This is a genomic window from Allopusillimonas ginsengisoli, assembly GCF_004153455.1.
GTDB lineage: Bacteria > Pseudomonadota > Gammaproteobacteria > Burkholderiales > Burkholderiaceae_B > Allopusillimonas > Allopusillimonas ginsengisoli.
The window spans coordinates 59,194-82,629 of sequence record NZ_SDQE01000015.1; the positions used below are offsets into that span (position 1 = coordinate 59,194).

At 64.2% G+C, this 23,436-nt stretch carries 24 protein-coding genes and 2 pseudogenes; 2 read left to right on the top strand and 24 right to left on the bottom strand.

The window, feature by feature from the left end; all coding sequences use genetic code 11:
- Positions 1-10: 10 nt before the first annotated feature.
- The 16 genes from trbL to ERE07_RS19460 form a co-directional block, all read right to left on the bottom strand.
- A complete protein-coding gene (gene trbL, locus ERE07_RS19385) occupies positions 11-1,405 on the bottom strand; it encodes a P-type conjugative transfer protein TrbL (RefSeq protein ID WP_130010691.1) in 1,395 nt (464 codons plus the stop codon).
- Positions 1,402-1,716: a hypothetical protein gene (locus ERE07_RS19390; protein WP_130010692.1), complete on the bottom strand. Its 315-nt coding sequence runs from the start codon at positions 1,714-1,716 to the stop codon at positions 1,402-1,404. Before ERE07_RS19390 ends, trbL begins: the two co-directional genes overlap by 4 nt.
- Positions 1,717-1,728: 12 nt before the next feature.
- On the bottom strand, positions 1,729-2,457 hold the full coding sequence (gene trbJ, locus ERE07_RS19395; protein ID WP_130010693.1) for a P-type conjugative transfer protein TrbJ: 729 nt from the start codon (positions 2,455-2,457) through the stop codon (positions 1,729-1,731).
- Positions 2,454-4,901 carry a conjugal transfer protein TrbE gene (gene trbE, locus ERE07_RS19400; protein WP_130010694.1) on the bottom strand — a complete coding sequence of 816 codons (2,448 nt, stop codon included), beginning with the start codon at positions 4,899-4,901 and terminating at the stop codon, positions 2,454-2,456. The genes trbJ and trbE overlap by 4 nt, the downstream gene beginning before the upstream one ends.
- 12 nt (positions 4,902-4,913) lie before the next feature.
- On the bottom strand, positions 4,914-5,183 hold the full coding sequence (locus ERE07_RS19405) for a VirB3 family type IV secretion system protein (protein ID WP_003462917.1): 270 nt from the start codon (positions 5,181-5,183) through the stop codon (positions 4,914-4,916).
- Complete coding sequence (locus ERE07_RS19410; RefSeq protein WP_130010695.1) at positions 5,180-5,566, bottom strand: TrbC/VirB2 family type IV secretion system protein; 387 nt, start codon at positions 5,564-5,566, stop codon at positions 5,180-5,182. The genes ERE07_RS19405 and ERE07_RS19410 overlap by 4 nt, the downstream gene beginning before the upstream one ends.
- A complete protein-coding gene (gene trbB / locus ERE07_RS19415) occupies positions 5,563-6,612 on the bottom strand; it encodes a P-type conjugative transfer ATPase TrbB (protein ID WP_130010696.1) in 1,050 nt (349 codons plus the stop codon). The genes ERE07_RS19410 and trbB overlap by 4 nt, the downstream gene beginning before the upstream one ends.
- Complete coding sequence (locus tag ERE07_RS19420) at positions 6,609-7,085, bottom strand: ribbon-helix-helix protein, CopG family (RefSeq protein ID WP_130010697.1); 477 nt, start codon at positions 7,083-7,085, stop codon at positions 6,609-6,611. Before ERE07_RS19420 ends, trbB begins: the two co-directional genes overlap by 4 nt.
- Complete coding sequence (locus ERE07_RS19425; RefSeq protein ID WP_130010698.1) at positions 7,082-9,088, bottom strand: conjugal transfer protein TraG; 2,007 nt, start codon at positions 9,086-9,088, stop codon at positions 7,082-7,084. The genes ERE07_RS19420 and ERE07_RS19425 overlap by 4 nt, the downstream gene beginning before the upstream one ends.
- 235 nt (positions 9,089-9,323) lie before the next feature.
- A complete protein-coding gene (locus ERE07_RS19430; protein WP_209021194.1) occupies positions 9,324-9,590 on the bottom strand; it encodes an EexN family lipoprotein in 267 nt (88 codons plus the stop codon).
- A gap of 2 nt (positions 9,591-9,592) precedes the next feature.
- Entirely contained in the window at positions 9,593-10,537 is a 945-nt protein-coding gene (locus ERE07_RS19435; RefSeq protein ID WP_130010700.1) for a LysR family transcriptional regulator, read from the bottom strand.
- Positions 10,538-10,546: 9 nt separating this feature from the next.
- Positions 10,547-11,164, bottom strand: a complete 618-nt coding sequence (locus ERE07_RS19440; protein ID WP_130010720.1) for a nitroreductase family protein — start codon at positions 11,162-11,164, stop codon at positions 10,547-10,549.
- 43 nt (positions 11,165-11,207) lie between these two features.
- Positions 11,208-12,077: an EamA family transporter gene (locus ERE07_RS19445; RefSeq protein WP_130010701.1), complete on the bottom strand. Its 870-nt coding sequence runs from the start codon at positions 12,075-12,077 to the stop codon at positions 11,208-11,210.
- Positions 12,078-12,088: 11 nt separating this feature from the next.
- Positions 12,089-13,306, bottom strand: a complete 1,218-nt coding sequence (locus ERE07_RS19450; protein ID WP_130010702.1) for an MFS transporter — start codon at positions 13,304-13,306, stop codon at positions 12,089-12,091.
- A 22-nt stretch (positions 13,307-13,328) separates the two neighbouring features.
- Entirely contained in the window at positions 13,329-14,192 is an 864-nt protein-coding gene (locus ERE07_RS19455) for an NAD(P)-dependent oxidoreductase (RefSeq protein ID WP_130010703.1), read from the bottom strand.
- 113 nt (positions 14,193-14,305) lie between these two features.
- Entirely contained in the window at positions 14,306-14,887 is a 582-nt protein-coding gene (locus ERE07_RS19460) for a TetR/AcrR family transcriptional regulator (protein WP_130010704.1), read from the bottom strand.
- Positions 14,888-15,072: 185 nt separating this feature from the next.
- On the opposite strand from ERE07_RS19460, the gene ERE07_RS19465 reads away from it, so the two are divergent.
- The gene (locus tag ERE07_RS19465; RefSeq protein ID WP_130010705.1) at positions 15,073-15,897 is read left to right on the top strand and encodes a hypothetical protein; all 825 of its coding nucleotides are present in this window, start codon (positions 15,073-15,075) and stop codon (positions 15,895-15,897) included.
- Between the two features lie 48 nt (positions 15,898-15,945).
- Here ERE07_RS19465 and ERE07_RS22470 read toward each other — a convergent pair.
- The 3 genes and pseudogenes from ERE07_RS22470 to ERE07_RS19475 all read right to left on the bottom strand — a co-directional run.
- Positions 15,946-16,164, bottom strand: a pseudogene (locus ERE07_RS22470) (hypothetical protein); the annotation flags it as partial.
- Positions 16,134-16,304: pseudogene (locus ERE07_RS22475) on the bottom strand (LysR family transcriptional regulator); the annotation flags it as partial. The pseudogenes ERE07_RS22470 and ERE07_RS22475, both read right to left, overlap by 31 nt.
- 16 nt (positions 16,305-16,320) lie before the next feature.
- Positions 16,321-17,772, bottom strand: coding sequence for an MFS transporter (locus ERE07_RS19475; protein WP_130010721.1), 1,452 nt, complete (start codon positions 17,770-17,772; stop codon positions 16,321-16,323).
- A 98-nt stretch (positions 17,773-17,870) separates the two neighbouring features.
- On the opposite strand from ERE07_RS19475, the gene ERE07_RS19480 reads away from it, so the two are divergent.
- Entirely contained in the window at positions 17,871-18,671 is an 801-nt protein-coding gene (locus tag ERE07_RS19480; protein WP_130010722.1) for a helix-turn-helix transcriptional regulator, read from the top strand.
- A 13-nt stretch (positions 18,672-18,684) separates the two neighbouring features.
- Here ERE07_RS19480 and ERE07_RS19485 read toward each other — a convergent pair whose 3' ends face one another.
- The 5 genes from ERE07_RS19485 to parA all read right to left on the bottom strand — a co-directional run bounded on the left by ERE07_RS19485 (position 18,685) and on the right by parA (position 23,197).
- Positions 18,685-20,679, bottom strand: coding sequence for a relaxase/mobilization nuclease and DUF3363 domain-containing protein (locus ERE07_RS19485; protein ID WP_130010706.1), 1,995 nt, complete (start codon positions 20,677-20,679; stop codon positions 18,685-18,687).
- Positions 20,680-21,139: 460 nt separating this feature from the next.
- Entirely contained in the window at positions 21,140-21,736 is a 597-nt protein-coding gene (locus ERE07_RS19495; RefSeq protein ID WP_130010708.1) for a S26 family signal peptidase, read from the bottom strand.
- Positions 21,733-22,278, bottom strand: coding sequence for a DUF2840 domain-containing protein (locus ERE07_RS19500; RefSeq protein ID WP_130010709.1), 546 nt, complete (start codon positions 22,276-22,278; stop codon positions 21,733-21,735). The genes ERE07_RS19495 and ERE07_RS19500 overlap by 4 nt, the downstream gene beginning before the upstream one ends.
- Positions 22,275-22,562 (bottom strand): chromosome partitioning protein ParB, encoded by a 288-nt coding sequence (locus ERE07_RS19505; RefSeq protein ID WP_130010710.1) that lies wholly within the window; start codon positions 22,560-22,562, stop codon positions 22,275-22,277. Before ERE07_RS19505 ends, ERE07_RS19500 begins: the two co-directional genes overlap by 4 nt.
- Positions 22,559-23,197 carry a ParA family partition ATPase gene (parA, locus tag ERE07_RS19510; protein ID WP_046602333.1) on the bottom strand — a complete coding sequence of 213 codons (639 nt, stop codon included), beginning with the start codon at positions 23,195-23,197 and terminating at the stop codon, positions 22,559-22,561. The genes ERE07_RS19505 and parA overlap by 4 nt, the downstream gene beginning before the upstream one ends.
- Between the last annotated feature and the right edge of the window lie 239 nt (positions 23,198-23,436).

Sequence of the window (23,436 nt, forward strand, 5' to 3'; positions counted from 1 at the left end):
TCCTTGAAAGTCAGTTATCGGAATCCCGCAGGCTCGGGCCTTGGCCCGAGCCGCCGCCATCGCCACCGCGCAGCGTGTGCGCGGCCGTGGTGGTGGCCTGGGTGAGTTGTTGGCGGCGTTGCAGGCGCTTGGCCCAGCCGGGTTGTTCCTGCTTCTGCGCGTTGGCCGTGTCACCATCGGCATCGCCTGTGGTGGCCTGCCCGGAACTGGCGGCACCACTGCCTGAACCGCCATCGGTGCCGGAGCCTTGCCAGCCTGCTTTGAATGGCGCGGCAGCCTTGGCCGCCGCTGCCTTGATACCAGCACCTGCGCGTTGGCCTGCCGCCTGTGCGCCGCCCTTGGCGACATTGCCTAGCCCTGCCACTGCACCCTTGGCCCCGCCGCCCGCAGCGGTAGAACCGGCCTGGAAAGCCGACTTCGCGCTGCCAGCCGCCGAGGTCGCGGACCGCGCGCCAGCCCCGGCGAGCTTGGCGGCAGCCGGTGCCATGCGAGCCCCGGCCATCACGGCACCGCCCACGCCAGTTGCCGCAGCACCTACGGCCACCGCCGCGCCTGCTGCAGCCACAGCAGCACCGGCCATCGCGCCTGCGCCAAGCTGCGGTGCACCGGATACCAGCCCGGTGGCAATGCCAGGGCCGAAGATCCCCAAGGCCAGCAGCGTGAGCGAGGCCAGCATGATGACCACCGCATGGTCGATGGACGGCTCGGCGGGATGTACCTGGAACTCGGCGAACAGGCCCGAGCCGATGCCGACGATAACGGCCAGCACCAGCACCTTGATGCCCGAGGACACCACGTTGCCCAGCACCTTCTCGGCGAGGAAGCTGGTCTTGTTCCACAGCGCGAACGGCACCAGTACGAAGCCCGCGAGCGTGGTCAGCTTGAACTCGATCAGCGTGATGAAAAGCTGGATCGCCAACACGAAGAAGCACAGGATCACCACCGCCCAGGCCAGGAACATGACCACGATGGGCGTCATGTTCACGAACACTTCGGGGAAGCCCGCCATGTCACTGATCTGCTCAAGGATCGGCGCTGCCGCGTCGATGCCGGTCTTGGCCAAGCGTCCCGGTTGCAGGAATTCGCCCATGCTCATCGTCGAGCCGCTGGCCGTCAGGCCCAGGCCCGCGAACGAACGGAAGACGATGCTGGCCAGCCAGTTGAAGTTGTTGATGATGTAGGCGAAGGCGCCGACGTAGAGCACCTTGCGCAGCAGCTTGGCGATCACGTCGTCGCCCTGGCCGGTGGCGTGGCTCATCGCCCAGTACAGCCCAGCGATGGTCATGTCGATGACGATCAGCGTGGCGGTGAGGAACGCGACTTCGCCCTGCAGCAGCCCAAAGCCCGAGTCGACGTAGCGCGAGAAGGTGGCAAGAAAGCGGTCGATCACTGTCACGTCATTCATGGCACGTCCCCCTCGAAGGGCATGGCGTCCTGGTCACTGATGGGTGTGTCGAAGCTCGGCGGGATCGGCGGCAGATCGGCCAGCGTGCGGAACTCGTCAGGCCCGGTTTCACCGGCGAAAAAGCGCCGCCGGAAAGCGTCGGCCGCGGCCAGGCAGGCGTCTTCGCCTGCGGCCGTCCTATCGGCGGCACACTGCTCACGCAAAGCCTTGAGCCGCACGGGATCGACGGCCAGGGCAGCGGCCAGGTCTTCGGTCGGCTGCTGACTGCAAGCGACCAGCAGCACGGGAAGCAGCAAGGAAACGCATCGCATGGCCGTCTCCTGTCAGTTGCCGTAGAAATCCACGCGCTGCGGCGTGTAGGGCGTGCCATCACCCAGAAAGCGGCGCGTCACTTCACGGCCACGTTCGACAGCCGCCGCTTGGCGTGCCAGTTCCAGTGCGGCGGCGCGTTCCTGCGTGATCTGGAGTTGCTGCGCCTGGATGGACTGCTTAGCCTGCAAGGCCAGAAGCTGGTTGGTCGCCTGCATGGCTTGCAGCGCGCCGGTGGCGGACTGACTCTGGCTGACCAGATCGGACAGCGCGCTTTCGTCTTGCGCCAGGTTCTGCGACACCTGCGCCTGCATCCGCATCGCGGTATGCAGGCCATCGAGCGTGTTCTTCCAGCGCTCGCGGGCATCGCGGAACATCTGGTCGCCGCTGATGGTGGCGGCGTACTGCTCCGGGTACAGCCGCGCGAAATCCCGGTCGAGGTTCTGCACGTCGTAGGCCAGCCCTTGCGCCTCGGCGATCAGGCGTTCGGTCGTGGCCAGCGTCGAGCGCAGGCGATTGACGATGTTGAAGTCCAGATTCGCCAGGTTGCGTGCCTGGTTGATGAGCATTTCCGCTTCGTTCTGGAGCTGCTGAATCTGGTTGTTGATCTGCTCCATCGTGCGGATGGCCGTCAGCGTGTTCTGCACGAGGTTGGTGGGATCGACCACCACCCATTGCGCCTGGACGGTGGAGACGGTGCAGAGCATGGCCGCGACGGTGGCGGCGAGAAGACGCTTTTTCATGGCTGGTTCTCCGACGGTTGGGACAGGAAAGAAGCCGCCGCCGGTGAGGACGGCAACAGGTCTGCGGCCCAATCGAGGCCGCGATGCCGCAACCAGGCACCGGCGAAGCCCGGTGTGCCTGCGTCCAACAGCACACGATCCATGTCGCGTTGGTCTTGCGGGGTGGAAGCCCCGGCGAAGGCCAGCGTGGCTGGCCCCAGGTCGAGGTCGAACAGGCGATTGCCCAGGCGCGATTGGTAGTAGTAGTCACGCTTGGGCTGCGCGCTCGCCACGATCTCGATCTGGCGCGAGTTGAGCCCGAAGCCTTGGTAGATCACGCGGATCTGCGGCTCGGTGGCCTGTGGGTTAGGGAGAAAAATCCGGCTGGCGCAGCTTTCGATCACTGCCGGGGCAATGCTCGAATCCTTGATGTCGGCCAGCGACTGCGTGGCGAAGATGACGCTGACATTCTTCTTGCGCAGCGTCTTGAGCCACTGGCGGATGCGGGCGGCGAACACCGGGTCATCGAGGAACAACCAGGCTTCATCGAGGATCAACAGCGTGGGCGCGCCGTCGAAGCGCTCGTCGAAACGGGCGAACAGGTAGCCCAGCACGGCCAGCACCGCTGCCTTGCTGTGCATCAGTTCCTCCATCTCAAAGCCCTGCACGCTGCCGGAACCCAGCCGGTCAGCATCGGCGTCCAGCAACTTTCCGTGCGCCCCACCCAGCACATAAGGAGCGAGCGCCTGGCGCAGTGCGTTCGATTGCAGCAGCACCGACAGGCCCGTCAGCGTGCGCTGCTCTGCTGGCGCACCTGCGAGGCTGCCGAGTGCCGACCAGATCGCGGCCTTCTCGTCCGGGCCGATGGCGACACCTTCATGCAGCAGGCGGCCTTCCACCCATTCGGCGGCCCAGGTGCGGTAGCCTTCCTGGTCGATGCGGGCCAATGGCTGAAACGCAATCGCCCCGTCATTGCCGAGGTCGTAATGCTCGCCGCCCAGCCCAAGGATGGTGGCGCGCATCGAGCGCCCCATATCGAAGGCGAAGATGCGCGAGCCGGGATAGCGGCGGAACTGCATCGCCAGCGTGGCCAGCAGCACCGACTTGCCCATGCCGGTCGGCCCCGCGACCAGCGTGTGGCCCACGTCGCCGATATGCGTCACCAGCCGGAACGGTGTCGCGCCATCGGTGCGGGTGACGATCAGCGGCGGGCCATCCAGATGCGCGTTCTTCTCTGGCCCGGCCCACACCGCCGACAGCGGCATCATGTGCGCCAGGTTCAACGTGGAAACGATGGGCTGGCGCACGTTCGCATAGGCGTTGCCGGGAATCGAGGACAGCCAGGCATCCACTGCGTTGAGCGTTTCGGGAATGGTCACGAAGCCCCGGCCCTGGATGACGCGCTCCACCATGCGCAGCTTCTCGTCGGCCACGGCCGGGTCGGCGTCGAGCACCGTCACCGTGGCGGTGAGATAGCCGAAAGCCACCTGATCGCTTCCCAACTCCTGCAAGGCGGCATCGGCATCGGCGGCCTTGTTGTTGGCGTCGGTATCGACCAGCGGGCTTTCCTGCTGGAAGATGGTTTCGCGCAGCAGCGCGACGACGTTCTTGCGCTTGGCGAACCACTGGCGGCGCAGGCGGCCCAGCTCTTTTTCCGCCTCAGCTTTGTCGAGGCAAAGGAACCGGGTTGCCCAACGATAGCCAAAACCCAGGCGGTTGAGGTCGTCCAGAATCCCCGGCCAGGTCGAGGTCGGAAAGCCCCGCACCGACACCACGCGCAGGTGCTGGTCGCCCAGCATGGGCGCCAGACCACCGACCAGGGCGGAGTCGGCCAACAGTGCGTCGATATGGAACGGCACGTCGGGCACACCGACGCGATAGCGCCGCGTGGACACCGTGGTGTGCAGGTAAGTCAGTGTCTGGCTGTCATCCAGCCAGGCAATTTCCGGCATCACGCCGTCGAGCAGGTCGAACACACGATCGGTTTCTGCCACGAAGGCTTCAAGCCGACCTTGCCAGTCCACACCGTCGCCCGGCGCGTTCTCATAGAGCATCTTGGCGGCGCGGGCGCGGGATTCTTCTGGTGGCAGATAAGCCAGCGTGAGGTGATAGGCGCTCTCGTAGTGATGGCCGGATTCCTCGAAGGCCGAGCGGCGTTCTTCCTCCACAAGCCAGGACAACGGCTCGGGGAAGTCGGAACGTGGATAGCCTGCCGCTGCGCGGCGCTCGGCCTCGATAAACAAGGCCCAGCCCGATCCCAGGCGGCGCAGTGCGTTGTTGAGCCGCGCCGACGTGGCGATCAGCTCGCCTTGCGTGGCGCTGTCCAGATCCGGCCCACGAAAGCGCGCCGTGCGCTGGAAACTGCCATCCTTGTTCAAGACGACACCCGGCGCGATCAGTCCGGCCCAGGGTAGCCAGTCGGCCAGCAGTGCGGGCCGCTGGCGGTATTCGGCAAGGTTCAGCATGTCGGCACTCCCCTATGCGTCCAGCAGCGGCTTGTGCTTGATGTGCCGGGCGAAGACCTGCATGAACTGCGGATCGACACGCGCGCCCCAGACCGCCAGCGAATGGCCGGCGATCCACAGCACCACGCCGGGAATCCACAGTTGCAGGCCCAACCCGACGGCGGCAGCCAGCGTGCCGTTGGCGATCGCCACGGTGCGCGGAGCACCGCCTAGCAGAATCGGCTCGGTTAGCGAGCGATGCAGCGGCACTTCAAAGCCCGGAAGATCGGTGGCCGTGCTCATACGACGGCCCCGCCGGAGAAGCTGAAGAACGACAGGAAGAAGCTCGAAGCCGCGAAGGCGATGGACAGGCCGAAGACGATCTGGATCAGCTTGCGAAAGCCCCCCGACGTGTCGCCGAAGGCCAGCGCCAGGCCCGTCGCAATAATGATGATGACCGCGACGATGCGGGCCACCGGCCCCTGGATGGATTCGAGGATGGATTGCAGCGGGCCTTCCCAGGGCATCGAGGAACCGGCGGCCTGCGCCGTTCCCGCCAGCAACAGCATCAATACCGCGAGCAGCAGCCCTTGTCCTGCGGGGCGGGCCAGGCGGTGCAAACGCGCCAGCATGGGCAGCGGGGAAAGCGGATTGTCAGAAAAACGGAAAGCATCAACGTGCGTCATGGCAGTTCTCCAGAGGATTGGTCGGGGGACGGGGAAGGAACAGGCGGCAGCTCGGGAAACGGTGCTTCCAGCGCATCCGCCAGGCGGTAGCCCGCGCCGTCGAAACCGACGACACGAGAAATGGTTTCGACATGGCGCTTGCGACCACGGCCTGCGATGTGGATGACGACGTTGACCGCCTCGGCGATCAGGGCGCGGGGCGGATTCACCGCGACTTCCAGGATCAGTTGCTCTAGGCGCAGCAGCGCGCCCAACGCGGAGCCGGCATGAATGGTGGCGATGCCACCGGGGTGGCCCGTGCCCCAGACCTTCACCAGATCCAGCGCTTCGCCGCCGCGCACTTCGCCGACGATCACGCGATCCGGGCGTAGCCGCATCGTGGCGCGCACCAACTCCTGCATCGACACCACGCCCGCGCGGGTGCGCAGGGGTACGTGGTCACGGGCCGCGCATTGCAGTTCGATGGTGTCTTCGAGCACCAGCACGCGGTCGCCGGTGGCGGCGATCTCGGCCAGCAAGGCATTGGCCAGTGTGGTCTTGCCGGTACTGGTGCCTCCGGCGATCAGGATGTTCTGCCGCTCGCGCACGGCATGACACAGGAACTCGGCCTGCCCAGCGGTCAGGATGCCATCGGCCACATAGCGATCCAGACCGATGATGCTCATGGCACGCTTGCGTAGCGCAAAGGCTGGGCCGGGTGCGGCGGGCGGCAAGATGCCCTCAAAGCGCTCACCGGTTTCTGGCAGTTCGGCGGTCAATAGCGGTTGGCCGCGATGCACCTCCGCTCCAACATGGGCGGCGACCAGTCGGATGATGCGTTCGCCATCGGCTTCGGGCAGTTCGACTCCAAGCGGCGCACGGCCAGAGGACAGCCGATCCACCCACAATGTCCGGTCGGGGTTGAGCATCACTTCCACCACGTCCGGGTCTTCCAGCGCAGCAGCGATCACCGGCCCCATCGCCGTGCGCAGCATCTGGATGCGGCGATCCTGGGACGCCGCAGCGGATGAGCGTGGATCGGGCGGGATCTGTGGAACGGCACTCATGACGCACGCTCCGCAGTGCGTTCATGGGCGGCTGCCATCGCCGCCGAGTCACCCATGCGCATGGGGTCGGGGTGCAGCTCTTCCACCACGTCGCGCACCAGGCTGCGGCCACGCAGCAGGTGACGGCCCAACTGTTCGACGAACTGCTCGAAACGCGCCTTGCCCTGAGCGCGAGCCGCATCCTGATGGGCTTCGGGTACCGGCGTACTGACGGTCAGGTAGTAGCGGATGAACAGCGCCAGCGTTTCGATCTGGATGTTCTGGTCGCGCTCCAGGCGCTCGGCTTGCCGCGACAGGCGATCCAGACGCTTGGCAATGGCGGCCTCGCGCTGGTCGCCGGCATCGGGCGACAGCCAGGACGCCAAGGCAGCGGCGACGATGCTGGACTTGGATACGCCTTTCTTGGCGGCCAGCTCGTCCAAGCGTTTGGCGTGCTCGTGCTGGATGAACAGGTTCAATCGGTATTGGCTCATAGGTCGATTCCGTCGTTGGGGTCGAGGGACGCCAGCCGCGCCGTGCGTTGCAGGGCGGGGTCGAGCTGGCCGGGAAGCACCGGGGGCATGTCGTCGTCATCGAGCAGCGACAGGTCGCTGGTCGGGGCATCCATCGCGGGGATATAGGCGATGGCTTCGGACAGTTCCGGCTGGCGGCGTGGGCCGCCGTCGTCGGTCGAACCCAAGGCCTCCAGGTCATCGCTGGATGCCGTGGCCGGTGGCGCAGGAACCGCAGGTATTGCCAGGCCTCTCCAGTCGTCAGGTCGTGCAGGCGGCACATCGGCATAGCGACCTGCCGTCACCGCAGGCGGCGGAAATACCCGTTGCTTGAAATTGGCGTCGGCGAAATAGCGCAGCTTCTTCGCCTTGATCGGCGCGACGCTGGACACCATCACCACCGCTTCATCGGTCGGCAGTTGCATCACTTCGCCCGGCGTCAGCAGTGGCCGTGCCGTCTCCTGCCGCGACACCATCAGATGCCCCAGCCACGGCGCAAGCCGGTGGCCTGCGTAGTTGCGCTGGGCGCGTAACTCAGTGGCCGTGCCCAATGTTTCGGAAATGCGTTTGGCCGTCCTTTCGTCGTTGGTGGCGAAGGTCACGCGCACATGGCAGTTGTCCAGAATCGAATGGTTCTGGCCGTAGGCTTTGTCGATCTGGTTGAGCGACTGCGCGATCAGGAAGCTGCGGATGCCATAGCCCGCCATGAACGCCAGCGCCGTCTCGAAGAAATCGAGCCGACCCAATGCCGGAAACTCGTCGAGCATCAGCAGCAGCTTGTGGCGGCGTTCGATCCCATCACTGCCATCCAGCGATTCGGTGAGCCGCCGGCCGATCTGGTTGAGGATCAGCCGGATCAGCGGTTTGGTGCGCGAAATGTCCGACGGCGGCACCACCAGGTACAGCGACACAGGATGTTCCGCAGCGATCAAGTCGGCAATGCGCCAGTCACAGCGCGAAGTGACTTCGGCCACGGTCGGATCGCGGTACAGGCCGAGGAACGACATAGCAGTGGAGAGCACGCCCGAGCGCTCGTTGTCGCTTTTGTTGAGCACTTCGCGGGCAGCGGATGCAACGACGGGATGCTGGGCATCGCCCAGGTGTTTGGTCGTCATCATCCGGTGCAAAGTCAGCTCGAACGGACTGGCCGGGTCGGACAGGAAGTTGGCGACGCCGCGCAGCGTCTTGTCTTCGCCCGCATAAAGCACATGCAGGATGGCGCCGACTAGCAGCGCGTGACTGGTCTTCTCCCAGTGGTTGCGTTTCTCCAGCGCACCTTCGGGATCGACCAAGATGTCGGCGATGTTCTGCACGTCGCGCACCTCATGCGCGCCGCGCCGCACTTCGAGCAGCGGGTTGTAGGCCGCCGAACCGGCATCGGTCGGGTTGAACAGCAGGCAGTGGCTGAACCGACTGCGCCAGCCAGCGGTGATTTGCCAGTTCTCGCCCTTGATGTCGTGGATGACGGCGGACGCGGGCCAGGACAGCAGCGTCGGCACCACCAGGCCCACGCCCTTGCCGGAGCGCGTCGGCGCAAAGGTCAGGACGTGTTCCGGCCCTTCGTGCCGCAGGTAGTGGCCGTCATGCTGACCAAGAAAGACGCCGGCGGGCTGCGTCAGCCTGGCCTTGCGAATGTCGGCGGCATCGGCCCAGCGGGCCGAGCCATAGGTCGTCACCTTGCGCGCCTGGCGCGAGCGCCACACCGACATGGCGATGGCGACCACCACGGCAAACAGGCCGCTTCCCGCCGCGATCATGCCGCCGGTGTCGAACACCTGAGGCGCGTAGGCATCGAAGAAGAACCACCACTCGAACAGCTTCCACGGGTAATAGACCGGCGTACCGTGGAAGTCGAACCAGGGCGAGCCCAGGCGTAGCTGGTAGCCCAAGGCGGCGGCAGTCCATTGCGTGGCACCCCACACACCGGCGATCACGATGCCGAACACGGCGGCGATCTGCCCGAACAACACACCCTGAGCCTGCATACCTTGGCCTCCAATTTCTCCTGCGCTGCTTCCCCGTGGAAAGCGCGGCACAAAGGCGTGCCGCATGCGTCAGGATCGGTGCCGATTCAGTGCCGGTCAAAGACCGTTATCGGCAGCAAGGTGATGCAAAAAGCATGGTTTCATGCAGGGACGAAGCCAATAAAAAGGCCGCAGGCGTAAGCGCGCTGCGGCGTGTCGAGAAAGAAAAATAGGATGTGAGGCAAGCCGCCAACAGTCAGAACCTGGGCGGCGTCTCCGGTGGTGTGTAAGGCACCTTGCCGTTGCCGAAGAAGCGCTTGTTCGTCGCCTCGGCCACCCGATTGCACAGCACGTCGCTCATCGTGAGACGCTCGGTCTTGCACTGGCGGCGCAGATCCTTCAACCGCTCGGGATCGGCGGCCAGCTCTTCCACGGTCGGTACATTGGCTGCCTGTTTCGGTGTTTCGGACTGGCCGCAAGCGGACAGCGCGGCGACCAACAGGAATGGGGCGATCTGCTTCATGGTCATGACTCGACCTCCTCTTGGGGATCGGGTTCAAGGGGTGGCGTGGCTCTGATGCCGTCCGGCGATTCGATCGCCTGTACGCGCTCGATAAAGCGTGACAGCACGTCCGAGAATTCGCCTTCTCGGTGCAGTACGTAGGTCGTCAGCAAAGGGGAACGGCCTGCCAAGGGACGGGCGACCACACCCGACTCTCGGCTGGCCATGATGTATGGCGCTCCAGTCAGCCCCAGCGCAAAGCCCGCCGACACCAGCGCCATCATCAAATCACACGAGGCCACGCGCTCGGCAACCAGCGGCTCCATATCCACCCGTCGCAGCACGCGCTCGACCTGACGCGCATGGCCTTCGCACACTTGCAGGTCGCACAACACCAGTGGGTAGCGCAGCACTTCTTCCAACGGGATGCGCTTGTGCTTGAGTAGCGGATGGCGCGCAGGCACCGCCACCATCAGCACATCGCTCCAAACGGCTTCGGCAGTGATGCCCTCTCCAACTTCATCGGACTGGGCAAAGCCCACGTCGTACAGGTCGTCATGCAGTCCCTTGATCTGCTGCGACAAGGGCACCTCGAACAGGCGAATCTCGACTTCGGGTTCTTCCTGCCGACACAGCGCCAGCAAGGACGGCAGGCGCGACGGCGTGATGCCGTCGGACAGTGCGATACGCAACTGACCGTGGAAGCCGTTGGTGGCTGCATTCACGCTATCCCGCGCCTGCTGCAAGGCGGTGAAGATGCGCGGCACATGCGCAAGGAACAGCTTGCCCGCCCGCGTCAGCCGCGTGCTTCGGCTGGTGCGGACGAAAAGTTGTTCCCCCAGGTCTTCTTCCAGCTCCTTGATGGTGCGTGACAGCGGGGATTGCTCGATATGCAGCCGCTCTGCCGCGCGGGCGAAGTGGAGTTCTTCGGCCACGGCCAGGAAGCAACGCAGGTGCCGAAGTTCCATAGTGGTGGCTCACACAACGGACAGCACTTCCGATAGTGCCTTGCGAGGTTTTTGCGGCCAATTTCCTGCTGCGGGATGGCCGACAGCGACAATCATCACCGGCAATTCGTTGGCGGAAATCCCAAACTCAAGAGTTACTTTCGTTGCATCGAATCCGCTCATGGCGCATGAGCCCAGGCCCATTGCCTGAGCGGCCAACATGAGCGTCATGGACGCCAGGGAAGCTGAGCGGACTGCCTCGTCACGCTGCAAGGCGGGATCCGCAGTATGGGATATGCTGGCCTGAGCCACCCACCCATCAACCATCTTCTGCTCCATAATTTTTGCGTCCACACTAGGTTTCAGAGCTGCGGCCAACTGCGTATGCGCTGCCAGCTTGCCACAGACGATGAAGGCGACAGACGCATCTACGACTTTTTGCTGTTCAAAAGCAGCAGCTTTCAGGCGCTCTTTAGCAGCCTCGGACTGCACAGCGATGAATCGCCAGTTCTGCATGTTATATGCCGATGGTGCTTTGGTCGCATGATTGACCAAAGCGGCAATCACATCGCCACCCAAAGGACGATTCGGCTGAAAGTGATTGATTGATGCACGAGATTCAACAACGTTGTGAATAGAATTTGTCATGTGAAGGTCCAGTGAGAAAATAAATTCAAAAGAAATGCGATAGCTAGCGCCCCATGACTGCCAACCACTGCACGACAAGTACGCTGAGTAGCACGAGAACCATACCGACCATTGCAGTTCCAGTGATGTTTTGGTCAAGCACGACCCAGCCTAGGAATACGGCTGTCAAGGGACTCACCAGGCCCAGTGACGCCACAGCTATCGGCTGGAGACGTCCAACACCACGAAACCACAGGGCATAAGCCAGCAAAGCGCCAGCCAGTGAGAGATAGGCGTAGGCAGACATTTGCTGTACGGTCAGTTTTGGGAGCGGTTCATCAACCAACCATGCAATCGGCGCGAGCATCAGTCCACCGATCAACAACTGCCATCCCGTCAAGGCCAGCACCGGCATGTCCATTCGCCAGCGGCGGCCTAGCCAGGTGCCGGCAGCCATGCAGGCCGCTCCGATTAGGGCCGCACCTATGCCAACCGGTTCCCAGACGGTCTGTGGTGAAAGCAGCAGAATGGCCATTCCCGCCACGCTAAACACGCAGGCAGCCAACGTGATGAGCGATGGAGAACGACGATCCACTGCCCATGCGAGCAGCATGACCAGCAACGGCTGTATGGTGCCCAGCACCGCCGCCAGACCGCCCGGCAAGCGGTATGCCGCCACGAATAGCAATGCCTGGAACACGCCGATGTTCAATGCCGCCAGAACAGTCAATCGCAAGCGATAGTCGGGTGCGGGCAGGTGCCGGGTTAGCAGAAGCAGTAGTACGCCGGCCGGCAGCACGCGCCACAGCGCCGCCGTGAAAGGTCGATCCGGCGGCAACCATTGCGATGTCACCAAATAGGTCGAACCCCAAATTGCAGGCGCCAGCGCGGTTAACATCACGTCGGGCCAGGAGTGCGTCGTAGCCTGGGTCATGCCTGCCCCACTCAGGCCGCTGCTAGCCTGTGGCCGGGTCGGAAGCCATGCGCCTTAGCCGACCACACCACAGCCAACGCCAGCAACGCCAGCGTCACTAAGGCCCAGGGCAGTGAAGCCGGTCCCAGGCGCTCTAGCAACAGCCCTCCCGCCATGCCACCGCCTGCAACGGCTAGGTTGAAGACTGTCACCAACATGGACTGCGCCACATCCGCTGCGTCGCCGGCAGTGTCCGCTAGCGAGGTTTGCAGCAGTGTCGGTGCCCCGCCAAAGGTCAGCCCCCAGGCTGCGATACCGATAAGAACGACGGCGGGCGAGCCTCCGGCAAGCCCGAGCAGCAAGGCGGCTAAGGCGAACACGGCCAGGCTCAACAAAGTCAGTATGCGCAACCAACGATCCACTCGCAGACCTGTGATCCAGATGCCCAAGATGGACGCCACGCCGAACAGCAGCAGTACCACATCGACGCGCTGTCCAAGCCCCACGGAAGTCAGAAAAGGAGCGATGTAGGTATAGAGGATATTGTGTCCCAGTATCCAGGCGAACAACGCCAGCAGCACCGGACGGATGCCCGGCAAAGCAACGATCCGGCGGACCGGCAGGCGCTGCTTCGCCGACTGGCCGACAAAGTCCGGCACCCCCAGCCGCACCCAGGCAAACAGCAGAAGCGCCAGCACTGACATAATCCAGAACACTCCACGCCAGTCGAACAGCATGCCCAGCCACGTCCCCAGCGGTACGCCGATGGCCAGCGCGATCGGCTGACCTACCCCGGCGACAGCCAGTGCCCTCCCTTGTAAGGGAGGTGGCACCAGGCGCCGTGCATAACCGGCAAGCAGCCCCCAGATCACACCGGCCGACATCCCCGCGACAAAGCGCGCAGCCAGCGTCAGTCCATAGTGAGAAGATAGCGCGGTGATGCTGTTGAATACCAACAGGCCACCAATGGCCACCAGAAACAACGGCCGACGGTTCCAACTACGTGTGGCTGCAATGACCGGGATGGCGGCCAGCACCGACCCCAGGGCGTATAGAGTCACTAATTGCCCCGCCAGGGCTTCAGATACCCCCAGGCCCTGACCGATCTGCGACAGCAGGCCGGCAGGCATGGTCTCGGTCATGATGGCGAGGAAGCCCGCCATCGTGAAAGCCAGCAGCTTCCAGACGGGCAGGCCCTTGGCCTGGATCGTAGACGCAGGTGCTACGCTAGATACTTCTTTAATGCTCATATGATTGTCGCTCCCATGCGGCTCAGGCGAGATAGGATGCCGCCATGTCCTTGTCGCCGTGCCCCGCCTCAAGCGCCCTCTCAAAACGCCAGAGACCCGCTTGTGCTGCATCCACCTGAACACCGACCTGAGCGGCGGCATCGACCACCAGCTGAGCGTCCTTCACCGCGTTGGCGATGGAAAAACTGGCGGCATAGTTGCCCGCCAGGATGGCGGCGGTCTTCGCTTGGAAGTAGCCGCTGTCCATCGGGCCGCCAGTGACCACATCCACCACCAGAGCCGGATCGACGCCCAGTCCTGTGGCCAGGGCCAGGCTTTCGGCCAGCCCGTGGGTCAGGGCAAATGCCCAGTTGTTGAGCGCGAGCTTCAGGCGGCTGCTGGCACCAGGCTGCTCCGCCACCCACAAGGTGCGCTTGCCGATGGCATCGAAAACGGGCTGCACCGTCTCGCGCTGTGCGGCAGGGCCGGACGCCAGAATGACGAGTTGTGCCAGTTCCGCCGGCTGCCGGGTGCCTTGCACCGGAGCGTCGTAGAACACGAGTCCGTACTGCTCGGCCAAGGTTGCCAGCTCTGTGATGGCTTCGATGCCCACTGTACTGAGTTGCAGCCAGATGGCACCTTTGCGCAAGTCCGGTGCGGCGGCTTGTAGCGCTTCCCTGACGCTCAGGCCATCCTTGAGCATGGTCACAATGATGTCGGCCCCGCGAACCGCATCGGCCGGTTTGTCGAACACTTCGACGCCATCGTTGACCAGCGCCTGCGCCTTGGCTGCGGTGCGATTCCAGGCATGAACAGCAAATCCGCGCTTGCGAAGATTGCGTGCGATAGGGGCGCCCATCAGGCCGGTACCAAGTACAGCGATGGTCGCTTGGGTGTGAGTGCTCATGAAAACTCCTTCAGGTGAAATAAAAACAAAAACCCAAAACGGAATGATCGTTCCAATTTAGGTCAAATAAAAACCCGAAGCCCTTGTAGTGAACAAGCGCTGCGGGTCGGCGACTACAGTGTGCCCAGCGCCACGTCGATCACATCCAGCAGGCTCTGGCGGCGCTGTGACGGCATACTGCCCTTGCTCAACACGCGCATGCCTTGCATGGTGTTGACGAAGAAGCGCGCCAACGCCTGCGGGTTCTTCTCGGCAGCGACCTCGCCGGATTGTTGGCCGCGCTGGATCAGCTTCTCCAGCGCCTTTTGCAAGCGCTGGAAGTTATGCGCGACCAATTTGGCAGCCCCCTCGTCCTGCCCGGCCAACTCCAGCGCAGCGTTTGCAACCAAACAACCACGCCGTTGTGGGTCGCTCAGTTCGTCCTCGGCAATTCGCATGAGTAGCTCTCGGATCAAAGTCTTGGATGCCCCTGGCCCAGACAGTAGCGCCACATTGTTGGTTGTCACAGCTTCGTAGCGGCGCAATGCCTGCTGAAACAGTCCCTGCTTACTCTCGAACGTGCTGTAAAGGCTGCTACGCGACAAACCTGTACCTTCAACTAGGTTCTGAATCGACGTCGCAGCGTAGCCGCGCTGCCAAAACACACGCATCGCGGCGTCAGCAACCTCCTCTGGCTCAAATTCTTTGGTACGCATAAGATATCACCAATCTGGAATGATCGTTCCAGTTAATGTACTATGAAGCCTCTGGAGCGTCAAGAACACTCGGATCGATGATCATGGTCTCGTTGTGGAATACGCTGGTGCATCGAAGCACCCACGCCTCATTGCGAGGCGGACGAACGCCGCATTGCGAACTTGCGGTCTCATGGATAGAAGGCATGACAACGCTGGTACCTCTCCTTTCCGACATTCCACTGGACGTCCTAACCATAAGAATACTGACAACCGCATTTGTGGTGATGACCATCTCCTGGGCCGTTGGCATATTCGGGCCGATCATCGGCGGCGCTTTGGCCGGGCTTCCAATCATCCTCGGGCCGGGCTTTTATTTCCTGGCGAAGCAAGCACCCGCCGCGTTCGTCGCACAGGCAGCGTCGTATGCGTTGCTCTCGTTGTGTGCCACACAGTTCTTTTTGTTGGCCTACATCACTACTGCAGGAACCTTACGGCCTTGGATTGCCCTGGCCTGCGCCATTGGCACTTGGATGTTTGTCGCGCTCTTGCTTCAGTTACTGCCTGCATGGCCGATAGTTGGTGCCGTGGGATTCATCGTGGCTACCAGTATTTGCTTGCGCCTCGGCCAACGATTCGTGATGGATGGCTCCCCAACCAAAGGTCGAGCGGGGTTCGGCCTTCTCGCCGTGCGAGGCTCTCTAGCTGGTGCGCTGGTCGCTGCAGTGACAACCGCAAGCCATTGGCTAGGCTCTACGGGGGCTGGACTGCTTCTGGCATTCCCAATTGGCTATACCGTGGTGGCGGTGACAATTCACCATACATTCGGGAGTGCCAGTGTCGTCGCCACGCTGTATTCTGCATTGCTAGGTACCGCGAGCCTGGCGGGATTCTGCATTGCACTAACCATTGCAATCCCGCATTGGACACCCAGCATAGCGCTCGGAATAGCTCTTGCCACATCCGTAATCATCACATTGGCCCTCATCCTCAGACGGCGGTTGCTGGCCATCTCTTTAGATAGAAAATAGCAAGCCATGCTGCTGGCCGATCTCTCACGACACTCCGCTGCCCGAACGCTAGATACTTCGACTTCGGGTTCTTCCTCCCGACACGGCGCCAGCAAGGACAGCAGGAGTGAGAGCGTGAGGCCATCGGATAGCGCGATGCGCAACTCTCATGAAAACCATTGGCCGTAGCGTTGGGCCTGCTGCAAGGCGGTAAAGATGCGTGGCACATGCCCAAGGAACAGCTTGCCCGGACGGGTCAGCAGCGTTCTGCGGCTGGTTCGGACGAAGAACTGTTCGCCCAGGTCTTCTTCCAGCTCTTTGATAGTGCGTGACAGCCGAGATTGCTCGATTTGCAACCGCTCTACCGCGCGGGCGAAGTGGAGCTCTTCGGCAACGGCCAGAAAGCAGCGAAGATGGCGGAGTTCCATCGTGCATCTTCCTCTGTCAGTCCGCTGACCGCTGCATTCTCGCCAGTATCAGCAAAAGTATGCACACCAGTAGGGCTGCACCCAAGTTGTAGAACATCCCTGCGACAAAGGCCGAGGCATACTGGCCTGCTTGCGCTGCCCCATCGCCTACAACGAGTGCAGAACTGAACAAGATGCCGACGACAGCAACCCCCAACGCCGCACCGACCTGCTGCACGGTCGAGATCACGCCCGACGCCATGCCGGCCTGCGCTTCATCGACAAAGCCCAGCACCAGATTCAGCAGCGGCGTCATGATGAACCCTTGGCCAGCGCCAACCACGACCAGCACGGGGATCAGCCGCGCGGGCACCAGTTCCGCGCCAGCCATCCACACCTGTGCGATCAGCAGCCCGATGGACATCGCATAGACCATCGCACCCGCCACGATGGCCCGCGTCCCCCAGCGCGCGACCAAACGTGGCGCGGCCAAGGATGCCAGCACGAAGCCCACGCTGCACGGCGCGAAGATGCTGCCCGCCATGAAAGGGTCAAGTCCCAGTCCGGTCTGCACCAGCAAGGCGAAGCACAGGAAGAAGGAACTAGACGTGGAATAGACCAGCAGCACCAGCACCGCGCCCAGCGCGAAGCGGCGCTGGGCCATCAGGCGCATATCCACCAACGGCAAACGACCGGCAATCCGCCGCTGCTCCTGCTGCCGGTAGAACAGCACAAGCAGCATCGCCGCCACGCCCAGCGCCCCCACGCTCCAGGCCGGCCAGCCTTGGCCCGGCCCCTCGATCAGCGGCACCAGCAGCAACGCCAGCCCGGCGCTGACCAGTGCCACGCCCGTCCAGTCCAGTGCCGGGCGCTGCGGCGCGCGGGATTCTGGAATGCACCGCGCCGCAGCGATGGCGAACAGGCCGATGGGCACGTTGATGAGAAAGATGCTGCGCCAGCCCAGCCCGAACAGGTCAGCATGCACCAGCCAGCCGCCCAGCACCTGCCCGGCGATGGCGGCCAGGCCCAGCGTCATGCCCAGCAGGCCGAAGGCGCGGCGGCTGTCGTCGCCGTCGAAGTTGACGCGGATGGACGCATAGACTTGGGGGAACAGCAAGGCAGCCGCCAGCCCTTGCAACACCCGCGCGCCGATCAGGAAGCCGGCGCTGGGCGCCAGCCCGCACAAGGCCGAGGCCAGCGTGAAGCCGGCCATGCCGACGACGAACAGGCGCCGTCGCCCGAACAGGTCGCCCAGCCGCCCGCCGGTAATCAGCAGCACGCCGAAGGCCAGTTCATAGCCAGCCACGATGAAGCCGATCTGCGCGAAGTTCGCGTCCAGATCGGCCTGCATGCTGGGAATGGCGACATTGACCACGAACAGGTCAAAGATCGTGACGAAACCGGCCAGCAGCAGCACGGATAAACCGAGCCACGGCGGGCCGCTGACGGCGCGCGCAGGCGGCGTCGAGAGGCAGGAATTCGAGTTCATCTTGCGTATCCAGGGTAAAGACGCGATCATTCTCAAACTCTTTTTAAACAATTACAATTTAACTATTTATGCTATTACTTAAAACAACGAGATAAATGATGCGAACTCTGGAACGAACCCGCTCCGATCTGGCGGCTTTCCTGCGGGCGCACCGCGAACGCCTTTCGCCTGCCGACGTGGGCTTGCCCAGCGGTGGCCGCCGCCGCACGCCAGGACTGCGGCGCGAGGAAGTCGCCGCGCTCGCCGGTGTTGGTCTGACCTGGTACACATGGCTGGAACAGGGGCGCGACATTGGCGTGTCGGCCACCTTTTTGGATAACCTGGCGCGGGTGCTAAAACTGGATGCTGCCGAACGCCGCCACCTGTTCCTGCTGGCCCACGAACGGCCGCCCGCCGAACCGGGCAAGACCTGGTGCGTGCTGCCGCCGATGGTGCGCCGCCTGATGCACGATTTACCGCACCCGGCCTTCGTGCTCAATCTGCGATGGGACGTATTGGGCTTCAATGCACCGGCTGATGCACTTTTCGGTTTCGGCAAGCACACGCCCGAGCGGCGCAATCTGCTCTGGCTGCTGTTCACCGATCCGGCCCTGCATGCCCGTTTCCACGAATGGGAAGCACAAGCCCCGCTGATGCTCTCCAGCTTCCGCCGTGACTTCGCCCGCGCCACGCAGGAAGCGGACATTCATGAACTGGTGGATGAGCTGGAACGGGTGTCGCCGGAGTTCAAGGCGTGGTGGCGGACGCATGATGTGCATGCGTCCTGCAACGGCATGCGCAAAATGGTCATCAACGGTCAGGCCGAACCGTTTGAGCACACATCATTGACGGTTGACGAAGACCGGCACCTACGGTTGGTGGTGTATGCGCAGCAGCTCAAAACCGCTGACGGTGAATGATGAGTCGATAGCGTTATCCAATCGTTGGCCCACGCTGCCGTCCAATCTCCCACGACACCCCGCCGCCGCGTACTGTCGCAGCGAGCTGCTGCCCCAGCCGCTGTTCGATCACCGGCTTCCACGGCACGAGGCTGAACCCCTTGCCGTTGTCGAGCATGGCGTAACGCCCGCTGGCGAGCATGACCGAGCGCCGGTAGATGCCGGTCACGCGCTGCCCGTCGGTGACGGGCCGATGCTGTAGTCCGGTGTCGGCGGCAATGTCCTTGGCGACCTGCGCCAGTTCCCGATTGCGCAGCGTGCCCAGCAGGTTCCGGGCGAGGATCACACGCTGTCCCCGCCGCTCGGCCAACCCCTGTTCGGCCAGGAAGTCGGCGCGCTGCTGCAAGGCTTGCTTGGTATCGCCGCCAAAGCCCAGGTCGCCCAGCCCCTTACCGCCACCGATCAACTGCTGATCCAGCCAGGTGGCCCCAATCACGCGGGCCTGCCGCTCGATTGGCAGGTGCGATTTCAGTTCCACCGCCACGCCGCCCAGCCGTTGCGCGTCGTACTGGCGGCCACGCTCGGCCAGGTCGTCCGGCACCTTCCATAGTCCGTCCGCCACACGTTCCACAATGCCGGCCCGGCGCAAGGCTTCCAGCCGGCGAACGTGGGCCGCGACGACCTCCTGCGGGTCGCGGCCGGGCTTGGCTCGGCCTTGCTCGATCGCCAGGTGATGATCGGTGCGGTACAGGCCATCGCTCGCCAGCGCGACGATGTTCTTGTCGGCTGACCGCACCTCGGCGGCACCGCGTACCTCCACCACGGCTCCGGTGGGATAGTTCACCAGCTCGTCGCGGGTGTTCAAGGCGACATAGTGGGCCTTGCCGTCCACGCCGTCGATGACCAGATAGCCACGGTCGTGCAGTTCGTCGGCCAGCCCCTTCGCGGCCACGCGACCGATGACGGTACGGCCATCGTCGGCCGGCTCAAACACCGCCAGCTCGCGGGGCTGACCGCTCATGGCGCGCTGCATGGTGCGGATGATGTCGCCACGCTCGCCCAGGGCGCGCAAGGTCTTCTCGGCGTCCGCATGGACGGCCCAGGTGCCGGGCTGCGTCTCGTCGGCTAGGCCCAGGCGCTGCAAGCGTTGCAGGCGGCCGATCAGCAGCAGGCGCTGGCGTTGTAGCCCGGGTTCGTTGAAGCGTTCGATCTGCACCCAGCCATCCTCGCCGGCCTCGCGCTGCAACGTGCGGTCGAGGCTCGTCCACCGCTCTTGCTCCACCTCGCGCTGCAAGGTCTGCTGGATCTCCAGTTCGGTGCGCGGCCCCAGCCATTCCGTCTCCAGCTCGGCGGCGCGATGGCGGAAGCCGTGGGCGATGTAGTCGCCGGCGATGATGAGGTCTTTGCCGGTGTCGTCGCGTCCGCGCACGATCAGGTGGGTGTGCGGGTTGTCGGTGTTCCAGTGATCCACCGCCACCCAATCCAGCCGCGTCCCCAGGTCGGCTTCCATGCGGTTCATCAGGTGCCGGGTGTAGGTGTGCAGGTCGTCCAGTTCGGCCCCGTCCTCCGGCGAGACGATGAAACGGAAATGGTGCCGGTCGTCCTGGCAGCGTTCCTTGAAGGCGTCGAGGCCGGCTTCGTCGGCCTGCGGCCCGTAGGCCCGGCCCGGTTCGCCATCGCGGCCCGCGCCGTCGCGCTCGATGTAGCGCAGGTGCTTGGCGAGCGACTGCGGGCTGGCGTTGCGCTGGTTGACCAGCAGGGTCTTGATGGTCACGCGCCGCGACATGGGCGTGAGCTTCGCGCCCGCGAAACGCGCCGCCGTGTGGCCGCGCCCCAGGCGTGAACCGGGCCGCTGGCCGGCGCGCTGGCCGTTGCCGCCAGTGGCAGGACGGCGCACGGCCGGCTTGCCGCTGCTGGCTTTGCCCGCTTGCTTGAGCACCTTGGAAACGAAGCTCTGCCCCTGGCCCTTGCCCCGGTTCTTGGGGGCGCTGGGGCGCACGCGGAAATCGTCGTCGCGGCGGTCGTTCATGGTTGTGCCCTCTGCAAGCTCTGGCGTGTCCGGTCGTACAAAGCACGCGGATATGCCTTCATTGGCGCGGGTCTCGCGCCCCACGCGGCACGGCGGCGAAGCCGCTGCGTGCCGCGCCACCCCCATGTGCAGACTGGCTTTCGACGCGGCCCGGTGCCGCGTCCTTTTGTCTTGCCTTCCGCCTTTGCCCTTCGCTGTCGCTCCGGGCCTCGGCGGCCCGGCGGCGCTGCGCTGCTTGCAGCCAGCCCGCCGGCGAACGCGCGAACTGACGCCATGAAGGCCGCAGGCCGGGCGCGTTCGAGGCAAGACGCCTGCACGTTGGACGGCTGCGCCGAAGGCAGCGCGAAGTGCGGTGCCCAATGCGTAGGATTGGCACCCGCACTGCACGCGCGACGACACGGCGACGAACAGTAGAACGACATGCCCGATGGCACGCCGGAGCGCAGCGAATTGGCGGCTATCATGGACGTGTCTCCAGCCAGACCGGATGCGCAACGCCGATCACTGCGGATGCGCTGACCGGGCCGAAATAGCGGCTGTCGAACGACGCTGGGTTGGTCACGCTCAACAGGAACAGCTCGCCCGGTTCGAGGCGGCGGCAAAGCTGCAAGGATGGCAGCGGGCGGCCCAGCCGGTCGGCAGGCAGCACGGCGGCCGAAGGCACGCCGTCGATGCGTACCTGCCCGGCGACGATGCAAACGTGTTGTGGCGCGACGGCGCCCACACGTTTGAGCAGCGGCACGCGCGTCGGCAGGTAGCCGCGCTGCGCAGCCAGCGTGGCGGCCCTGTCGGGCAGCGGCACCAGCACGATGCTGTCCACGGGCAACGGACGTGGCAGCGAGGCGGCGCGCAGGTCGAACGGTTCGATGCGATACCAGCCGACCGCCACGCTATCGGACGGGTTGTAGGTCAGGCGCGGCAGCGGCTGCACGAAAGCCGCCCAGGCCAGCGCAGCGAGGCCGACAGCGGCGAAGCCCGCCAGCACGAAGCGAGCGCGAAGGCGCGAGCGAGGAAGCGGCGCGGCTTGTGTGCGTGCGGCAGTGGGATGGGCCGTCATGGCAGCGCCCTCCCGGCCAGCCAGGCGGCGTGCCGCTCGGCGGTGTATTCGGGCAGCGGCAAATGCGCGGCGAGCCGGTTAGCGAGCGTGCGCCAGTACGCGGGCGACACGTCGATGGCAGCGATCCCCAGCGCCTCGATACCGTCGATGCGTTCCAGCACAGCGCGCACATTGGCATCACCTTCGGCATGCAGCAGAAGGCACGCGCCCGGCTGCACGCCTGGGATGCGCTGTACGGCATCAAGCGGTGTAGCAGCCTGCATTACCATGAGCTGCCAGCGGATCGTTCCGTAGTCGTTGGCCTGCCAACGAACGCGGCAGAACATCACACCCGGCATGAACATGGCGCAGCGCCGCCAGCGGTCGAGTTGGAGCGTGCGCGCTGGTTCGCCGAAGCGCAGGTAGAGTTTGAAACGTGGTTCGATGTAGGCGAGCGATACGCGCGTCAGCGGTGCACTGGCAGGCAGGCCGGAAGGTGCTGCGTGTGCAGCCGTGATCGCGATGGCAACAGGCGCGGCAGCAGGCAATGCGGATGTGGTCACAGTGTGCTCTCCCTGCGGTGTTCTGGAAACTCGCGCTCCAGCAAACCGCGCAGCAGGTCGGCCACGGTCACGCCTTGCGTGAAGGCCGACACCTTGATGCGTGCCCGCATGGCGGGCGTGATGTCCAGGGTCAGGCGAGCGGTGTAGAGGTCGCCCTTGTTGAGCGCATCCGCGTCGCCCTGGCGAATCCAGGCCTCGGCGTGTGGATTGGCGGGCGGACGCGCGCCGATGCCGACCCGCTTGGCCGGGCGTTTGCTGTTGGGTGGGTTGCTGTTGTCGCTCATGACGGCCACCGCAGCAGCTCATCGACCAGCGCGGTGATTTCCTGCGCCGCCGCACTATCGGGGGCTGTCTCCCGCGCCAATCGACCGGCAGCCACGCTGTCGGCGAAGACGATGCGCTGGCGCACCTCGCTGCGCAGCGCTGGCAACGGCTGTTCCGCCAAGGCTTGTCGCGCTTCGCGCCCGATCACCGTGGTGCTGACGCGCCGGTTGATGACGAAGGCCGCGCGTAGCGCAGGCCGGAACACCTGAGCCTCACGAATCAGCGCCACCATCTCGGCGCTGGCCCACAGGTCATAGGGGCTGGGCTGTACCGGAATCAGCACCCGTTCGGCCGCCAGCAGCGCAGAGCGCGCCAAGGCGGCGATCCGGGGTGGCCCGTCGATGATGACGTGATCGGCCCGCCTGGCGAGTTCTGGGGCTTCCTGGTGCAGTGTCTCGCGTGCCAGGCCCACGGCGCTGAACAGCCGTGGCAAGCCTTGCTGGCTTCTGCGCTGCGTCCAGTCGAGCGAGGAACCCTGCGGGTCGGCATCCAGCAGGACGACGTGCTGGCCGCGCAGGGCCAGTTCGCCCGCGATGTGCGTGGCGAGCGTGGTCTTGCCGACGCCGCCTTTCTGATTGAGCAAGGCGACGATCATGGCGCGGCCCTCCAGCTTGGAAGACCGGCCTGTTTCTGCCGTGCCGAACGGGGTGTTTTTTTCGGCTTTTCCTGGCGGGCTTTTCGGCCTGCGGCAGTTGTCCACCGCAATGCTGCTTCTCTACCAATAGTTAGAGAATTTAAGTTAGTAATGTTAGAGGGATCGCAAACCCTCGCCGTTACTGGCTTTCCGGCGTTTTCGTACTCCTGATAGCACGATAGGCGTACTCCTGATAGCAC

Coding starts and splice junctions, on each gene's coding strand:
- ERE07_RS19480 (WP_130010722.1), top strand. CDS start 17,871: ATGCGAACTCTGGAACGAACCCGCTCCGATCTGGCGGCTTTCCTGCGG.
- ERE07_RS19405 (WP_003462917.1), bottom strand. CDS start 5,183: ATGAGCACGGCCACCGATCTTCCGGGCTTTGAAGTGCCGCTGCATCGC.
- trbB (WP_130010696.1), bottom strand. CDS start 6,612: ATGAGTGCCGTTCCACAGATCCCGCCCGATCCACGCTCATCCGCTGCG.
- ERE07_RS19425 (WP_130010698.1), bottom strand. CDS start 9,088: ATGCAGGCTCAGGGTGTGTTGTTCGGGCAGATCGCCGCCGTGTTCGGC.
- ERE07_RS19445 (WP_130010701.1), bottom strand. CDS start 12,077: ATGACCCAGGCTACGACGCACTCCTGGCCCGACGTGATGTTAACCGCG.
- parA (WP_046602333.1), bottom strand. CDS start 23,197: ATGATCGTCGCCTTGCTCAATCAGAAAGGCGGCGTCGGCAAGACCACG.
- ERE07_RS19505 (WP_130010710.1), bottom strand. CDS start 22,562: ATGAGCGACAACAGCAACCCACCCAACAGCAAACGCCCGGCCAAGCGG.
- ERE07_RS19460 (WP_130010704.1), bottom strand. CDS start 14,887: ATGCGTACCAAAGAATTTGAGCCAGAGGAGGTTGCTGACGCCGCGATG.
- ERE07_RS19410 (WP_130010695.1), bottom strand. CDS start 5,566: ATGACGCACGTTGATGCTTTCCGTTTTTCTGACAATCCGCTTTCCCCG.
- ERE07_RS19450 (WP_130010702.1), bottom strand. CDS start 13,306: ATGAGCATTAAAGAAGTATCTAGCGTAGCACCTGCGTCTACGATCCAG.
- trbE (WP_130010694.1), bottom strand. CDS start 4,901: ATGCTGAACCTTGCCGAATACCGCCAGCGGCCCGCACTGCTGGCCGAC.
- ERE07_RS19440 (WP_130010720.1), bottom strand. CDS start 11,164: ATGACAAATTCTATTCACAACGTTGTTGAATCTCGTGCATCAATCAAT.
- ERE07_RS19495 (WP_130010708.1), bottom strand. CDS start 21,736: ATGACGGCCCATCCCACTGCCGCACGCACACAAGCCGCGCCGCTTCCT.
- ERE07_RS19455 (WP_130010703.1), bottom strand. CDS start 14,192: ATGAGCACTCACACCCAAGCGACCATCGCTGTACTTGGTACCGGCCTG.
- ERE07_RS19435 (WP_130010700.1), bottom strand. CDS start 10,537: ATGGAACTTCGGCACCTGCGTTGCTTCCTGGCCGTGGCCGAAGAACTC.
- ERE07_RS19485 (WP_130010706.1), bottom strand. CDS start 20,679: ATGAACGACCGCCGCGACGACGATTTCCGCGTGCGCCCCAGCGCCCCC.
- ERE07_RS19430 (WP_209021194.1), bottom strand. CDS start 9,590: ATGAAGCAGATCGCCCCATTCCTGTTGGTCGCCGCGCTGTCCGCTTGC.
- trbL (WP_130010691.1), bottom strand. CDS start 1,405: ATGAATGACGTGACAGTGATCGACCGCTTTCTTGCCACCTTCTCGCGC.
- ERE07_RS19420 (WP_130010697.1), bottom strand. CDS start 7,085: ATGAGCCAATACCGATTGAACCTGTTCATCCAGCACGAGCACGCCAAA.
- ERE07_RS19390 (WP_130010692.1), bottom strand. CDS start 1,716: ATGCGATGCGTTTCCTTGCTGCTTCCCGTGCTGCTGGTCGCTTGCAGT.
- trbJ (WP_130010693.1), bottom strand. CDS start 2,457: ATGAAAAAGCGTCTTCTCGCCGCCACCGTCGCGGCCATGCTCTGCACC.
- ERE07_RS19475 (WP_130010721.1), bottom strand. CDS start 17,772: ATGAACTCGAATTCCTGCCTCTCGACGCCGCCTGCGCGCGCCGTCAGC.
- ERE07_RS19465 (WP_130010705.1), top strand. CDS start 15,073: ATGACAACGCTGGTACCTCTCCTTTCCGACATTCCACTGGACGTCCTA.